14 protein-coding genes are annotated in these 15,436 nt (G+C 39.2%); 11 read left to right on the plus strand and 3 right to left on the minus strand.

Going from position 1 to position 15,436, the window contains the following annotated elements; all coding sequences use genetic code 11:
- Positions 1-25: 25 nt before the first annotated feature.
- The 10 genes from N477_RS24830 (at position 26) to N477_RS24875 (ending at position 11,039) form a co-directional block, all read left to right on the plus strand.
- Positions 26-451 (plus strand): hypothetical protein, encoded by a 426-nt coding sequence (locus N477_RS24830; protein ID WP_063363978.1) that lies wholly within the window; start codon positions 26-28, stop codon positions 449-451.
- 67 nt (positions 452-518) lie between these two features.
- Positions 519-914: a hypothetical protein gene (locus N477_RS24835; protein ID WP_063363977.1), complete on the plus strand. Its 396-nt coding sequence runs from the start codon at positions 519-521 to the stop codon at positions 912-914.
- 19 nt (positions 915-933) lie between these two features.
- Positions 934-1,335, plus strand: coding sequence for a phage tail protein (locus N477_RS24840; RefSeq protein WP_063363976.1), 402 nt, complete (start codon positions 934-936; stop codon positions 1,333-1,335).
- Between the two features lie 11 nt (positions 1,336-1,346).
- Positions 1,347-3,644 carry a GNAT family N-acetyltransferase gene (locus tag N477_RS24845; RefSeq protein WP_063363975.1) on the plus strand — a complete coding sequence of 766 codons (2,298 nt, stop codon included), beginning with the start codon at positions 1,347-1,349 and terminating at the stop codon, positions 3,642-3,644.
- 102 nt (positions 3,645-3,746) lie between these two features.
- On the plus strand, positions 3,747-4,052 hold the full coding sequence (locus N477_RS24850) for a hypothetical protein (protein WP_063363974.1): 306 nt from the start codon (positions 3,747-3,749) through the stop codon (positions 4,050-4,052).
- Positions 4,053-4,180: 128 nt separating this feature from the next.
- The gene (locus tag N477_RS24855; protein WP_063363973.1) at positions 4,181-4,882 is read left to right on the plus strand and encodes a hypothetical protein; all 702 of its coding nucleotides are present in this window, start codon (positions 4,181-4,183) and stop codon (positions 4,880-4,882) included.
- Positions 4,883-4,950: 68 nt separating this feature from the next.
- A complete protein-coding gene (locus tag N477_RS24860; RefSeq protein WP_063363972.1) occupies positions 4,951-5,562 on the plus strand; it encodes a hypothetical protein in 612 nt (203 codons plus the stop codon).
- A 425-nt stretch (positions 5,563-5,987) separates the two neighbouring features.
- Positions 5,988-6,371: a hypothetical protein gene (locus tag N477_RS24865; protein WP_063363971.1), complete on the plus strand. Its 384-nt coding sequence runs from the start codon at positions 5,988-5,990 to the stop codon at positions 6,369-6,371.
- A gap of 227 nt (positions 6,372-6,598) precedes the next feature.
- Positions 6,599-8,092: a DNA/RNA non-specific endonuclease gene (locus tag N477_RS24870; protein WP_063363970.1), complete on the plus strand. Its 1,494-nt coding sequence runs from the start codon at positions 6,599-6,601 to the stop codon at positions 8,090-8,092.
- A 112-nt stretch (positions 8,093-8,204) separates the two neighbouring features.
- Positions 8,205-11,039, plus strand: a complete 2,835-nt coding sequence (locus N477_RS24875; protein ID WP_063363969.1) for a hypothetical protein — start codon at positions 8,205-8,207, stop codon at positions 11,037-11,039.
- A gap of 448 nt (positions 11,040-11,487) precedes the next feature.
- Here the strand turns inward: N477_RS24875 and N477_RS24880 are convergent, their stop codons facing one another.
- A complete protein-coding gene (locus tag N477_RS24880; protein ID WP_155732029.1) occupies positions 11,488-11,904 on the minus strand; it encodes a hypothetical protein in 417 nt (138 codons plus the stop codon).
- A gap of 1,077 nt (positions 11,905-12,981) precedes the next feature.
- Here N477_RS24880 and N477_RS26390 point away from each other — a divergent pair.
- Entirely contained in the window at positions 12,982-13,191 is a 210-nt protein-coding gene (locus tag N477_RS26390; RefSeq protein ID WP_155733175.1) for a hypothetical protein, read from the plus strand.
- A 424-nt stretch (positions 13,192-13,615) separates the two neighbouring features.
- Here N477_RS26390 and N477_RS24890 read toward each other — a convergent pair whose 3' ends face one another.
- Positions 13,616-14,404: a hypothetical protein gene (locus N477_RS24890; RefSeq protein ID WP_063363966.1), complete on the minus strand. Its 789-nt coding sequence runs from the start codon at positions 14,402-14,404 to the stop codon at positions 13,616-13,618.
- A gap of 391 nt (positions 14,405-14,795) precedes the next feature.
- Positions 14,796-15,398 carry a FecR family protein gene (locus tag N477_RS24895; RefSeq protein WP_063363965.1) on the minus strand — a complete coding sequence of 201 codons (603 nt, stop codon included), beginning with the start codon at positions 15,396-15,398 and terminating at the stop codon, positions 14,796-14,798.
- Positions 15,399-15,436 lie beyond the last annotated feature (38 nt).

Raw genomic sequence — 15,436 nt, forward strand, 5'->3', positions numbered from 1 at the left:
AGCTACATTTATCAAGGAGGCCATAATGGCTTTAAAAACTCTCTCTGGTATTCTCTCAGCCATTGATGCTGAGCAAATCGCTGTCAACATGACAGCGACAAAATCACTTTATAGATACACGGGTATTATTGACCGTGTTCATAAAGTGAAAACTGATACCAATGTAAACCTGCCTACGGCGAATTCGGATGAGTATCTCACCAATACATTAGCGCTTGCTGATGGTGAAAAAATCCTACTCACCAAGCAATCTGCACCTTCTCAGAATGGGGTTTATCAAAGAATTGCTGACACGCTTAATAAAATCACTTACCCAAATGTTGAGTTGGGCAACCTAGTTGAGTTGTTGGGCACGCCCCCTACATCCTCTACCGTTTTTTATAAACTGATGGAAGGCGATCAGTGGAGTGAAGTTGCATTAAGCGATGGCGCTGTGTCAGTCGCAGTTTAATCTCTTTGGCCAAGTGTGAGCACTTGGCCTTTTATTTTAAATGAAGGGTTAAAAATGAGGTGTGCACATGACTTTTAAATATCTAAATGTCAATGCTTTACTCAAAAAAATAGACCAAAATCAGCAATATATTGAGCGTTATATAGGCTTCATTGGTGCGGTAGACAGCGTATTTGAAGAACCTATATCTCTGTCACAGCCAATGCCTCCAAGTTATTGGCAATCTTTAGTGTTGTTAATCAATCAAACGCAAAAAATTGAAAATGGTTTGTACCAAATAAGCTCTACAGGGCTTTGGCAACGCCTCCCAACTGAGATTGAGCTTGGCAATATTGTTGCTTTAAAGGGAGCAAATGAAAATACGATTCGATATTTTAAATTAATTAAGCTAAGCCCAGAAAAACAGATTTGGCAGCCATTCACCATAGATAGCGTTAAAACAATCAATATGTCATCAGTGTAATTGCCGGATGGAATTGACGATGGAAAGCTCCTTAAGAAAAACCCTAAAATCTTTTTTTAGACGTGGCGCAAAGCCAACAGAATCTCAGTTTGCGAAATGGCTGGACGCATGCTTACTGCAAAATGAGGACGGCATCAGAATAAGTGAGGGTGGATTAGAGTTTAGTAATGATGTCACCATCAAAGGCAACCTCAAACTTGATGGTACATTTTGGCTGTCTGCGGATCCACAAATAGCGACTTTATTGGATGATGCTCCACGCAGTCAAGCGATCCCTGTTGGCGCAATATTTCTTTGGTATGGTGAGGTGCTACCGCAAGGCTATGAGCTGTGCGATGGGCAGCTTGGTCGGCCTTTTTTGTCTCCCCCGAATAAACATGTCAATTACATAATAAAGCTAATTAAAGATGGAAATGATTAAGGAAGAAATTTATGTCCGATCACGATTTTGATCATTCGCAACGGTTGAGATTGGAGCAACTCGAGTATGCGACGCTACAGGATGCGCCACAATCATGCCAAATAAATACAATGAAAAACTATGGTGAGTTTCGCAGAGCCTCTGAAGCAGATATATGGCCAACGTTTTTATCAGAACAATTTGTCGAAGAGTGGCACAATCAAGCTTGGTTAAAAGTTTATTTAGAATCTATTCTGGCCTGGTTACATGACTTACAAGACAATGAGTTATTAGATACTTCAAAGCCTGTTTATTTGCTGCAACTAGGGGCGTGTGGGTACAAGTTTGGGTTGTCTTTGATGCATAAATTACAGCAGGGCTGCGCTGAACAAGGCCTGCTGCATATTCGTTTATGTTTGCTAATCCATACGCCAAGCAAGCAAGAACAAGCACTTTTGAGTCGACATCCTGACTTTCAATTTCACAAAGCGCATAAACGCGCACTTATTATCGACTGGGGGATCACCTCAAGCATTTCACCACTACCCAAAAAAGCTATTTGTGAAACGGATATTGATTATGCAAGCAACCCAGCTATTTTGATAGCCAATGGTACGTTATCTCAGCTCGCACAATCGCTTTATCATGTTCATTATTACGAGGTTTACAGAGCTGATGTCGCACGCGTATATGAAAGTCCGATAAATATAGATACCACGATAAATGAGGTAGATGCGTGTTTTGAATTGCCATTTTTGCAGCAAATCAAGAGCAAAGTTATCAACAAAGATACTCAAGATAACGAGCGTATAGAGCTTGCTTACCAATGGACTAAGGTGAGTGTAGAAGACGAAAGTCGGTATTATGACTCACAATTATCTGAGCGCATAAAGCAGTTACTGGAGTATCAAAGTTCAAAAGGAAACAGCGAAGTGATTGCTGTGCCCGTACAAGCAGCACGAGTAATTAATGCCATCGACTATTCGTTTAATAAGGGAATACTGGGATTGATTAGCGATCACACCAACGATCAAAAGGGATTACGGTTATCCAGCAGTATTAATTTAGTGGGTATGGCTCTACCCATTGACTTTAGCTCTATAAATCAATTGCTTTGTGAAGACTTAAGTATGCAAAGTGGCAGATTATCAAACGACGAAACTGGTTGTGTGATGGTTTTGTCTGAAAAACGCGCTATCGAGTTTAATTATGCAAGACATGCTTTTGATACCAGCTGTGCAAACGAGCAACCAAAGGCAAGAGCGCAAATAATGCAGAGCTTAGATAGTGCTACCGCCGCTTTATCCGATGCTCAAATCCGTGCTTTTATTGTGCAAACGGATCACGACGTAAAAGTGCTTAAATTATTTCTACCACGCCTTCGTAAAGAAGGTGTGCCTCTTAAGCATCGTTTAGCTTGGTGCCAACTTCTTTCCCAGGTATGGGACAACTACATTGCCAATCTTGAAAGTGAGTCTTTTGCCTTTGAACTTGGCCTATTAGCCGTTGCATTAAACCATTGGTCTTTAGCTAAAAACTGTATGCTTATGTGCTTAGAAGTCAATGGTCCAAATTCAGTGTTCTTACATAACTTGGCACGGGTGGCTTGGGTAACCGGTGAACTCGATATTGCACAGCAAAGTATTGATTTAGCCATATCAATGAGCGAGAAAAAAACACAAGCGGAACAGCTAAAAAACGAACTTTTACACTATCTGCAGCGCTGTGAAAAGATACTTTGGTATGACTGTGAATATCAAAGTACACACCATGAAAACAGTGCGCTTAAATTGCTCCCTTTAGGTGAGCACCAATTGGGAGAGTATTATACTCAATATCGCAACCAAGATATCTCTGAGCGACTAAGGGGCATAAAGTTAGATAGCTTAAAGCAATTAAAACAGGTATGGCCAATTTGGCAAGCGCAAGGGGACAGTAATCAAAAGGCTCATTTTGCCATGGTACATGCTGAGTTCGGACTTGTTGGCGGGGTAGTTTTTGACTTTGATGAGATCGAAAACACGTTATCTTCTGAGGAAGTAGATAATAAAACAATTCAATCTGCGCACTTGTCATTTTGGGTAGGTGAAGATTATCAACATAAAGGTTTTGGTGCGCTCGGTGTCAATTTAGCTATAGAACAAATTCGTTCAATAGCCCATAAACTTAATATTACTTATATTAAAACCTCAGCTTGGTGCCACAACATCCCATCTCGAAAAATTTTGAAAAATTTAGGATTTATCGAGTCGCCAGATACTCAAGGTGCTGGTGTTGAGAAGGAGGTGTTTTATGAATTTTATTTTAATAGGAACGTGAAAGGTAAATAAAATTTAGAATGTTTAAGTGTATAAAAATAATAAATTTTACAAGTTATATGTTTATCTTTTTAAAAGGTGATTTAAATGAAGATCAATGCAAGGAGATCTTATATGAAAGGTAGTTACAAAAATTATAACGATGGCCAGTTAATAGAGCCGTTAGTTGAAGATGAAAGTACGCAGAGTTCAACTCAATCAACTTATTATACGTCAGGGAAGTATATTGATAGTAAGAGTAAGTTGAGATTGTTTGGGTTGTCAAACTCGTCTAGTTGTGCTGTGTATTATCAAGCATCTAAAACGACTGTACGCCATCTATATGAAATCGGAACTAATAAAGGTGGTTGCACTTTTAGTGGTGTTAAACAGCAACATAATTCAGGTTCAGAGAATAAACATCTGAATTGGAATAATTAACTTTAGTTTATTCTGTCATTGCTATAACACCCCACCTTTTCCGGTTTTTAATTTTAACTTTATTTGTGAGTGACTTTTTAAAGTTAATCACATGTTCTGCTGTAATTAAATTTAAACTGGAGAAAAATATGTTATCTAAGAAAAGTACAGGTGTGAAAAAAAGCAAGCATGTTAAAAACTTGCCGAGCACTTATAAAAAAAGCAAGACGGGGAAATATGCATTAACAAGTCAAAATCGGTTACTGCTTTATTCAAAACCAACGAGCCCGGCATTAGTACCTGCAAAAATGTTTAGCCACTTTACTAATACGTATGCTGATTATAGCGAGCATTGGAAAAGCAATGGAGGCAACAAGCAACTAGGTATTTACAAAACAGATTGTGGTAAATATGCAAGGCTGCTGAGGTCAAAAACCACTAAAAAAGAGAAAGATAAAGTAATAAAAGATAGCAAGCAGGCTAAAACTAAGCCTCAAGTTGGTGATACATATTATATTTCACCACGGACTAAGGCACAGCCTACATTCAGTACTTTGACTTCAGGTTTGGCTGTTGAAGATCCTGTTAGTGACTTAAATGCAAAGATCAAAAAACATGCTACAAACTTTCATGTCGCCACTGTGGTTGCAAATGATGGCAACACAATTATTACATCTGAGGTCAATGCTGCATTTCAAAACAATACAACGCCTTGGTTCTCGATGTATGAAGGAGGTATGGGCTTTTATAAAACCTTTAGACTGGAATACAGCAATCTTGCTAAAGATAAAAAAAGTGGTAAGTGGGAAGTAACTCAGTCTCCGAAAATTCAAAGGCAAAGTATTAAGTAATGAACTTGATTACTCAGCGATATTTTCAAAAAAAATAATTTTTAAAAACTAACTTTTGGAAAGAAATTATGCAAACTTTTAAAAATAAATATGATTCAGAAAACTCACCAAGAGATGTGATGGTTGGGGATACTATGAATAACCAGCACTTGAAAGGCCTTAAAGATGACCAGATTCAAATCAAAAAATCTCCTACGAGTAAGGCCGAAGTATTAAGAAATGCATGGAGTGCTGGATACATTGGCGCAAAAAGAGAAAATAACGCTAGTGTGGTCAATAGTGTGCTACAGATTAATAGGAATGATTTAGTTGAGAGTTTACACAATAATCAGGCAAACCATTTAATAGAGTGGAAAAAGCACTCTATGCTAACAACGGATGCACAATTAACTTACTTGGGAATGAGTAATAAGGATTTGAAAGGAAATAATACGGGTAAAAGGCTTTTATCTGTTGGTGAGCCAATCACTGAATTCAGTGTGGTATCAATAATAGATCCAATGCAAATTAATCATTTAGAAAGCACTAATACGTTACAAAAGAACCCCACTCATGCAAATTATTGGTATGCGAAATGGACTGGAAGTGAAATTGAATCAAGTGGTGACTTAGATGGTGCAAGTTGGGATGAGATATCCGCAGCAGCAGATAAGGGGATCCAAGGAGATAACCCTCCGTAACCGTTTTAATTAAACCACAACGTATAAAAAAGGGGCTCATATAAAGGCCAATTAAAGAGTCGCATGCTTTTTGATTAAATAATTGTGTAGCACGGTGTATAAGCTGTGCTTTTTTTCGAAGAAGATTAATTCGTGTGTGAAATTTTGACCATGGGAGATTATGGCTATTAGAGCAAACTAAGCTGCTAAGCGGTCAAGATTAGTCACTCTTCTTTGGATTTTAAGGAAATAGCATATAAGCACTGGTTGCAACTTCACTCTAACTACCTACGCCGAACCATAGGGTTATTTAAAGTCATATGATTGTGGTTGAGTGTAATAGAGAGTAATACTTTTTTGTCTGGTTATCGCTAAATTTAAGGCTCACTCAATACTGAGTGGGCCCTAAACTTGGGCAATATGAACAGACAAAAGGAGCACATATTATGTCTAATGAAAATTGGGTACTTAAAACATTCACTAGTGGACATCAGATAGACAACATCGGTACTGTACAGGCTTTTTTAAACACGGAGCTGAACGGCGCACAAAGAGCAGTCTGTAAAATTGCTTACTCTGATTACCATACTGGAGATGCCAGTGTTTTTGTGATGTACCCGACAGATGTAAGCAAAGTAGATTGCTTAACTTCGTTCAATTTGTTTGAACAACATACGGTAAATAACAGCCACGACTCAGAAACGTTAGCACAAGAAATTGTGCACTTTTTAAATGCGTTGCCAAGTGCACAGGCTAATAGTGCGCGTGTCGCTGCATCAGACGCAAAAAGCAACCCTGCAACATTTACAATCTGGTACCCTAAAGCCTAATAATTGACTAAATTGTGATAGCTTTAATTACTTAGAGTCTCATACTCACTTTGCCGCAGAGCCATCACATTCTCTGTAGCAAAGTGTTTGTATTCAATAATAAAAACTCCAATATCATTCAGATTTTACGATAGGCCTTGATGTTTTAAATCTGAAAAAGGTCTTTCAAACTTACCTCGCATAACACAATCCAGACACGAATTTACCCCACAAGAAGGCGACGCATTATGATGTCAAATATGGACTCTACATACTCGGTTGATAGGCAAGAACAGAAGCAAAGAGATAAAGCGTTTCGGCAGCAAAGATATCAGTCAGATGAGGAGTCGCCACGCTTTAGAGATCGCAGTCCCATTCGTCGCCCAGCCTATGAACTCGCACGCACCAGCTCAAATATGAGTGTTCAAGATGAAGAAGATATTGAGACAATTGTACTTGATGATCTAGATTACGTTGAGTCTATTTCTCAGGATGAATATGGCAGCTTCATTCCAATTTTGGATCAATATTCAGCGGATTTAACCTCCACCGAAAAAGTGGAAGAAGCCATAGAAGTGATAGGTAGTAGTTACTTTGATGTCTTATTGGATCCTGAGCAAGTACAAGAAGTGGCGCAATATTATTACCAAGTTGTAGGCGCTAGGCTAAGCCACATATATAAATTACTTCTTCCTGAAAGTAGCAATGTGGATTTTGCATTTAGTGCGATTAATGAGGTTGCGCTAGCTGAGATGCCGGGTGCGCATCTAATCCAAAACTTTGCCTATCAATATAATCCATCTGTGATAGGTGCGACATTTTCAATTAACCCTGCATGGAATATTGCAATACCAGCTGGTGGCAGTGAAGAAAGAGTGCGAGAAACCACTGGATCTGATTCAATCAATGATACAAAAATCAGGTTTTTTGCCGCAAAAGATTTTAAGTATAAAAATGCAGCTGGCAAAGATGTCACGATCAATACGATTGTGGGAGATAAGGTTGAAGCGCGGTTATCCCGTCTAGCACCACGGGGTGAGTCGGCCGAGGTCAATGCCGATCAAAGTGATTTGATGAAAAATGTGCTTGTTTACAACAATAACGGAAATAACGCCAATGAAAAAGGGTGGATCCGTGGCCATCTCCTTAACGATAATTTAGGGGGGTCTGCACTAAAATTTAATTTATATCCGATCACGGGTTCTGCCAATAAAGAACATCATTCTCGGGTGGAGTCACATGTTAAAAACCTTGTAGAAGCAGGTTATATCGTCGAATATAAAGTGGAGGTTGTACCAACAGTGCCCGCACCTCATCAAAAAGAAACGGCACCCGGATATAAAAGTGGCGCAGCGCCTAAAGCAAATTTGCTCTGCTCAGTAAAAGTATTGAGTGACACCAGCACAGATACAGCCAGTAACTACCACCCAGAAGGGTCATTCTCAGTGACCATTACGTCTGAATACAAAACCAAGCATGCTTCATCGGGGGATGTGTCGACTTTAAAAGCGTTTGCAATTAAAGCCATTAAAAGTAAAGACAATACGGTTGATAGCAAAGCCTATATGCGGCCATGGACAAGTAAAAAAGGGCTTACCAAACCGCTGGGCTTGTCTCATAAAGATGATAAGCATATTCGAGATAAAGATTATAAAGATTGGACTGACAAGCAAAAAAATAGCAAGTTCTGGACATGGGATCAGACTCGCATTGATGCACTCAAAACTGCACTAAAAGGCTAAACCTCCCTAATTAAAACTTTAGATAGCTGCTTCACACATGCACTTGTGCCTCTAACCAGTACCTCTTTCAAGTTTCTATTATTTACACACGCAACAATAGGAAATTATTGATATGCAACAACAAGAACAGGAGCATGCTCCTTCCTTCCAAAATTACCCCACGCGAACAGCTTTATCTGTGAGTAATGCATTACAGTCTGATTCTGTGAGTGTTGATCTGTTGTCATCAGGCGTTGACGTTGCAAAACGATATGCCTCGCAAGTGGTCTGGGATCACTTTAATGGTGACGCGACAGCCAAGCTGATTATCTCGAGTGTATTTAATTATGCAGTGACTTCGTTAAAGTCTCTGAACCCGTGGGTCACTGCCATAGCGCAAGCACTATTGCTGTTGGCAAAAGTCCCGCCTGGTGTGGTTTCTGCGGTTTTGTGGGCGGTCGGAAAAATTTGGCTTTGGGTCGCAAATAAGTTTTACAACGGCGGCTGGATAGCTGCGGCTTGGGGAGATATTGATGAGCCATATATTTATCAATGGCTAAAAAAGGGCAGTGACGCCCACGGTGCGCTTCGGGCACTAGTAGACAATTTACAAGATTGGGTTAAGTATATTCAGGACAAACTGAATAGCCGGGTTGCTCGTCTAATAGGTGTGGCTGAGTCTAACAGTGAAGAAGAGCAAAGTAATCAACAGCAGGCTCAGCAAGGGGCGCAAGAGTCATCACCTAATCTAGTAGATAACAAATTTATTTCATTAGGGATTAACCAACCAGAACTGATGGACTGGGAAGACGGTGCAAGTAAACCCAAAAGGGCAGGTCTGCATGGTACTGGTGTGGCCAAGGTGAACCTACTTGGCCAGCAATTTGGCGGTGATATTGATATTAAGCTGCCTTTTGGAAGCGGCTGGGAGGTGGCGGTATCGCCGGTTTTTGCAAGTCAACAAGGTGTTGGCTTTAGCGGTTATATTGAAGCTCACCAAGTACTAGGTGATGAGTTGGTCATTAATGAAGCGGGCCTTGCTCGGTTTAAAGCGAGCATTGTAGGTTTAAATATTGCCAATAAACGTGTTTATTCGGACTTGATGTCGCTGGATTACAACAAACAGCAAAAAGAAGTTCATTTTGCTGGTGATGCCCATGTGCCTCTTTGGAATAAAAAGAAGCTGGATGGTGAGTTTGACCTTAAAATGGATACTGCTGGTAAGTTTAAGTCGGGAAGGACTAAGGTCTCTTCAAAAGACACGTTTGAAGTGATCCCCAAGTTCTTATCAATTAGCAATCCAAGCGGTGAAGTGGAAGTAAAAGAAGATGCATCACCAGAGTTTGAAGTAGGGACTGATGTGTCGCTTTATGGTTTACCAGGTGGCGTGAAAGCATCCGTGACACAAGCAAAAGTGATGTACCACGATGAGCAGCTCGGGGGTGAAATAGAGCAAGCTGATGTCGAGATCCCCATCAGTAAACACACCACAATGACCCTTGCGATGACCAAAGCCAAGTTCACAAAAGATGCCATTGAAGCTGAAAACGCCTTTATGGACCTAGAGCATGATAATTCAAAAGTGCTCAATGAAACCGCCATTGTCGAGTCTGACTTTTTCTCAGGTAACTTTGATTTTAGTAAAGTGTTTGAACTTAAACAGTTAAAGGTTCACCAAGGTTTAAACTCGCTCAAATTTGCCGGCGGTAAATTTACCTATGAAAAAGATGAAAATAATGGTTTACAGCTACTTAGAGCACGCATTTTGGGGCTTGAAGCCTATTATGATAGAGAAAAACGAGAAGGGGGTATTTCAGGTGAGTGGCATAAAGGCATTAGTTTCCCTGCATTCTCTTTAGACTTTCCAGTAGGCGCAGGGGTTGCAGGCGTCGGTGTTGATATTACTGGTGGCTTCGACTTTGGTGCAGGTATTGGTGCAACACTTAAAAACGATGAGAAAGATAATACCGATACACAGATGTTATTTTCGGTCTCTGGTGAAGCCTCTGCCAGTGCAAAAGCCAAAGCAAGAATTGAAGCCGGTGCTTTTGTGGGGGTTCCGTATCTTGCCAAAGTGCAAGCGGGCGTGTTTGGTGAGATCCGAGGTGGTGTCGCCGGTAAGGTCAATACCACTGGCCGCTTAAAATACACGCGCGGAAAAGGCGGCGACAGCTTTGGTCAATTTGCCATTGACAGTTATATACCAATGAAAGGTGACTTTAGCCTCAAAGGCTCGTTAGAAGCGGAAGTAGGCGCTTCGATAAAGGCCAAAGTGCTGACTTTTGAGAAAGAAATCGCGTCAGTTTCCATCGGTGACTGGACACTTGGCGAATACACGTTAAACGGTACAATCAAAAAAGATCCAAACGGCAAAGGCTATATTGTTGAGCGCTCTAAAAGTGAATTTACCAAGGGTAAGCCAGAACCAGCACAAGTGACAAAAGAGACCTTAACCGTAGATAAATGGGTAGATCAGCTGGAAAAAGACCACACTCACATTGAATACACTGAGGATGAAGCGAAAAGAAAATTACCAGAGGTAGCACGTAAAACGGTATATAGTCATTTGAGCCTGGTACAAAAAGATGATGTGAGTGATCGTTATAAAAATCTACTTAAACAAATTTCGCAGCAAAATAAGTTCGTTAAAATTTATCGAGAAACCAAAGCAGGGCGGGATAAGTTGCCTACCAGTGGCACCTATATTTGGACCTCTAAAGTCTGGAGTGAAGCGGTACAGCGCAAGAGCTTCTGGATATTTGAAATGAGTAAGAGTAAAGCCAAAGTGGCGGATAAGTTGGATAAGTATCACAAAACCAATTCTATCTTGGATCGCAGGGTAATACTGGCGGAACTTGAAGAAATTGCATCAGACTATCGTCAAAACCGTTCAAAGAATGAGGATAACAAAGAAGCAGCAAAAGAGTTTTTAGACAGTATTGATAAAGAGAGACTGATTTTGATGTGATAAACAGACTGAGTTGTCATCTGTAATCGCCTTGATGATTGTTAAGTTTTTAACAACGCATGTAATAAGGCGTAATAGATATTGGCAAGTGAGTTCATTATGTTGCTAGGTAGATTTGAGTAGATGCAGCGTCGATTTACTCGTATCGATACAACATGTAAAAGGAACATTTATTCATGCCAAAGCTTAATTGGCGACACACACACTCGGTCAGAGATGGCCCCAACTTAGGTCTTTAATCAAGTGAACGCAAAAATATATATGTGTGCTTGTGGGCCTTCAATTCAATAAAAAGCAGCCATGCGGCTGCTTTTTTTGTTTTTATATTTATGTGCGCTTTTAAAATCATCTGATGATTATCAGATAATTTTAGAAGAGTACTTATATATTTAGCTGCATTATACTAAGTTAAATACGAAACTTGCGTAGTATAGGCTAAATGTTATTCTTAAATAGTCGCTTTATTGCCAGCAATCACACAATGAGAAACCACCTGATTACGCGGTCGAGTCTCATAGCCACCGGATTTAGTCGTTTTAAATACTTTAGAATGCGCGCCTACTCCATTTCCTCGGTCAACATCAGAGCCATAGGTACCATCATTGGACATATTTGTGAATTGAACATCATGATCATGTTCACCAACCATATCAGCTTGCCACGTTCTTGGTTGTCTGTTTTTATCTACACCTCTACCTTCGTCGAGACCTCTAACAAACTCTCCTCGAAAGTCACTTAATTGAACGGAGTGCGCATTAGGATCATCCGTGTAGTAGAAAACAAGCTCAGGCCACTCACTTGCATAAATAGTTTGACCATGAAGAGGTATGCAGTTCTTTGGTCTTTTATGTGCTAATTCAAACATTTTTATTTCTCCAACTATCCCGTAACTCTGGTTGGCGGGAGCTAGAGTAAATGATTTTCCGTCAGCATTTAACGTCAATATTGATCCTTCAATTGGAGCCGCTTCACAATTTTGTCCATTATCATCACATAATTTGGCCGAATAACCATTTGAAGAGTAAGAGAGTACGGAAAAAAGAATCGTAAAGTAGGTAAAGTTTAATTTTTTCATTTTAATCCTTTATTTAAATAAGCTTAATTTTTGAGATGGTTACATCCTGGCGAAGTTATAATATAAATTATTTAATATTTAACTCAAGCTAAAGTCCGTGAATATTTCAGTTTATGTTTTTTAAGTGTTTTATTCTGAAATTTTAGAAAAGCAATGTTGTTTTTTTCGTGTAAGCTTGTGTGTGCTCTTAGGCTGAGGAAGGTGAAAATATAATTCTGAGTTGATATTTTAAAGGGCGGATGAACTGTATGGTATTTTAGTCGCTATTTTAATAAAGTGGCTAATTAATATTTCAGATTTGATGTGGCATAAAAAATAGGTGTTGTGTTAATCTTTCTTACTAATCGTTGTAAGTTAGAGATAAAGGAGTGTTGTAAATTGCTTTTATTTTATTATAAAAGGGACTTGGTGAGAGGGGACAATGTAGAGTGCCCTGCCTGTAAAAGTTCACATTGTTCTTATACATCTAGTGTGAATTATATCACATTTATGATACTTCCTATTTTTCCAATTAGCCATTGGCACTGTTACAGCTGTTTAAATTGTTTGAAAGTGATAAAAACACAGCCTGACTCGATAGAGCACTATCCTAGAGTAAGTAAAATTAGAGTTTTTAATAAATTTATAGGTATACCAATCGCCATAGTTATATTTTTTATGGTGCAGGTCTATAATCAAAGTTTGGAGAGAGTGCAGCAACAGTTTCGTCTACACCCTCAAAAAAACGATGTTTTATTTATTAATAACTTCAAGATCACTGCAGAACCTAGACAAGTCTTATACCCCTATCGAATCGCTAAAATAACTAAAGTAGACGTTGAGGACCAAACTCTATCTTTTGCTCTGAGTAACTTACGATATAAGAATATGTCCAGAGTAAAGAGAGACTTTGTAGTACAGCGCTACTTGTTTAACAGCTATTTTGATGAGAAAGAGCTAAAAGTACCTATCAAAACAATGTTCGATGAGGAAAAAGTGATAAAGATAAATAGACCTTTTGAACCATTAGATGTTGAAAATTTACATGGCGACGTTGAGTTCGATAAAAGTTTTGAAGAAGTACCACGGATAAAGTAAATGGTAGCTGACCGATGAGGTTTAAAGCTATAAAGTGCTTATTTAGAGAATACTGGCTGTATATCAGGCATGTAAGTATTAAAACCATCATACTTTATGTACCTACAGGTGAATATCTAGGTAATACCTGAATAAAGATACACATATTCAAACTGTTTCACGAGATTTTAGTGTTAATGATAGGTTTTCTTGCCCGAAGAGAGTAAACCGTCATCATAGCTTATTACTGTCTGGCTATGATGGAGCGCCAGCGCACCTTTCAGAATATCGACGTTATGTGTATATGTGTATCAGCATCATGATAAACAAGCACTCAATCACAACGTATATATCTATTTATCGACAACGGCTGATTATTAGAATTGATATAAACAGAATAGCAGCTCTAGTGAGCTGCTATTTTTAGACCGTATTTAACCATTAGTTATTTAATGATTAGTTGGTCTTCGTATGTGTAGATGCTGTTTGGATCTGTTAAGTTGAATACTTTAACAGCCATCGTTTTACCAGCCGCGTTTTCACACTGAACGATTTGGTAAAGAACCGGTTGTGCAGTATCGTTTGTATATACTTTATCTTGTGTGAATACATCTGAGTGGAATGTATTTGATGTATCACTGCCGTGGAATAAACCTAGAGATAGGCCACGGTTAGCTACTGTATAACAGTATGACTGGCTCTTGTTTTGGTTATTTACGTTTAGCGTGCTCTTAACACGGAACGCTGAGTGGTAACCAAAAGAGTAAGGTTGGTTAACGAACTCACCTGCTGGTTCTACAGTGATGTCCCAATCTACAATTGGAGCGCCAGGTACGTTTACAAGAACGTTATACCATGTGTTGTCTGCATCATAGCAGCTTAAGTGAAGTGTTTTATTGTGAGTAAGCTTGTCTTCTGCAATCGCATTAGTCACACCAATTGTTGCAGCATTCGCGTTAGCAGCATCTGCCTGAATACCAACGTTTACTACGTGGCTGTTATCAACATTTGAATATAGGTTACCGTTATCGCAGCGAGCGCCGTCACGAAGTTCAACATCAGCTGAAAAGTTATGTGCAAATTCACTGGTAATAACCACACGGCTAACTGGGCCATATGAGTATACAGTATGACGGTCATAACCATTTGTATCAGCAACATTGATAGGTGCAGCAACTGCACTTACAGCAGTTAACATAGCAGCAGCGAGAGTACCTACTTTAAACATTTTCATCTTTTTTCCTTTGGTCGTTCTTAGTTCAGTTATTTTTCACTTGTTAGTTTTAGTCAGTTACCACTTGGGCCCAAAGTGTTAACGAGATGAAAAGTAACAAACAAAAAAGGGACGAGCAAATAAGTCATACTATGAGAGAAGTTTGAAAAATGAATAATTTTATACGCTTAAAAAACAAGTGTTTAAGTGTGTTTTTGTATTTTCAATGGGTGTTGTGAAATGCTTTTCTATGTAATCCATAACCATTAATCACCATTAAAAACTTATTCATTGTTTTAAAATAATTAATTATTTGAATTTTGTGTAAATTCATGGGTGCTGAATTGCATTTTATGAATGGTAAAGTCTTATTTTAGATGAAAAGAGCAAAGTGCATTCGAGAAGCTCACTGCTATTGAATTGTTTTTACTGCGTCTGCTAGTTTTTTCTCAGACCATTTCTCCGGTTTCGACGGGGGCTTGCCTTTTTCAAGTGTTGTGCCTGTCCTGGGGGTTGAGATCACAACTCGGCCAAACTCATTTTCGATTACGATTGGATGTTCACTGTCGAGTAAAATAATATCGATGGTGTCTGCATTATATAAATTGCCGCCCCAAAAGTCGGTGCCTCTAATGCCAATAGAGCCCATAGGTGTTTTAATTTTAAAGTTTGGGTTTGTGACTTTTGTGATTTCTCCTGTGACCACTCGAAATGCTCCTTTAATAAATTCAAAGTGCGCTTCAGATGTTGTTTTATGCTCAAATTGGTTGACGGCAAATTGCGTGTTTTCACCAAGAGTAACTATGGTTCCCTCAGTAAACCTGAATTGCGCCCTTGCATGTTTACCAGTTTTTAGCGTGTCGGCCTTGTAAATTTTAGCTTTGCGCTTTAACTGGCGCTCTTCACTAGGTGAGGTTGCTGTGACTTGTTCCTTTGCGATTATGACTTTGGCAACCGGTGTGTTTGCAAAACACGACCCGGCAACAACTAATAAGCTCAGCAGTGCTAATTTCATTATTTTATTCCATGGCTATTTCTTTAAAAGTAGAGCGA

The organism is Pseudoalteromonas luteoviolacea H33-S (assembly GCF_001625695.1).
Classification (GTDB): Bacteria; Pseudomonadota; Gammaproteobacteria; order Enterobacterales; family Alteromonadaceae; genus Pseudoalteromonas; species Pseudoalteromonas luteoviolacea_B.

Bases quoted from the DNA above. Each gene is read 5' to 3' on its own strand.
- N477_RS24830 (WP_063363978.1), top strand. From the start codon at position 26: ATGGCTTTAAAAACTCTCTCTGGTATTCTCTCAGCCATTGATGCTGAG.
- N477_RS24835 (WP_063363977.1), top strand. From the start codon at position 519: ATGACTTTTAAATATCTAAATGTCAATGCTTTACTCAAAAAAATAGAC.
- N477_RS24840 (WP_063363976.1), top strand. From the start codon at position 934: ATGGAAAGCTCCTTAAGAAAAACCCTAAAATCTTTTTTTAGACGTGGC.
- N477_RS24845 (WP_063363975.1), top strand. From the start codon at position 1,347: ATGTCCGATCACGATTTTGATCATTCGCAACGGTTGAGATTGGAGCAA.
- N477_RS24850 (WP_063363974.1), top strand. From the start codon at position 3,747: ATGAAAGGTAGTTACAAAAATTATAACGATGGCCAGTTAATAGAGCCG.
- N477_RS24855 (WP_063363973.1), top strand. From the start codon at position 4,181: ATGTTATCTAAGAAAAGTACAGGTGTGAAAAAAAGCAAGCATGTTAAA.
- N477_RS24860 (WP_063363972.1), top strand. From the start codon at position 4,951: ATGCAAACTTTTAAAAATAAATATGATTCAGAAAACTCACCAAGAGAT.
- N477_RS24865 (WP_063363971.1), top strand. From the start codon at position 5,988: ATGTCTAATGAAAATTGGGTACTTAAAACATTCACTAGTGGACATCAG.
- N477_RS24870 (WP_063363970.1), top strand. From the start codon at position 6,599: ATGATGTCAAATATGGACTCTACATACTCGGTTGATAGGCAAGAACAG.
- N477_RS24875 (WP_063363969.1), top strand. From the start codon at position 8,205: ATGCAACAACAAGAACAGGAGCATGCTCCTTCCTTCCAAAATTACCCC.
- N477_RS24880 (WP_155732029.1), bottom strand. From the start codon at position 11,904: ATGTTTGAATTAGCACATAAAAGACCAAAGAACTGCATACCTCTTCAT.
- N477_RS26390 (WP_155733175.1), top strand. From the start codon at position 12,982: ATGTCCAGAGTAAAGAGAGACTTTGTAGTACAGCGCTACTTGTTTAAC.
- N477_RS24890 (WP_063363966.1), bottom strand. From the start codon at position 14,404: ATGAAAATGTTTAAAGTAGGTACTCTCGCTGCTGCTATGTTAACTGCT.
- N477_RS24895 (WP_063363965.1), bottom strand. From the start codon at position 15,398: ATGAAATTAGCACTGCTGAGCTTATTAGTTGTTGCCGGGTCGTGTTTT.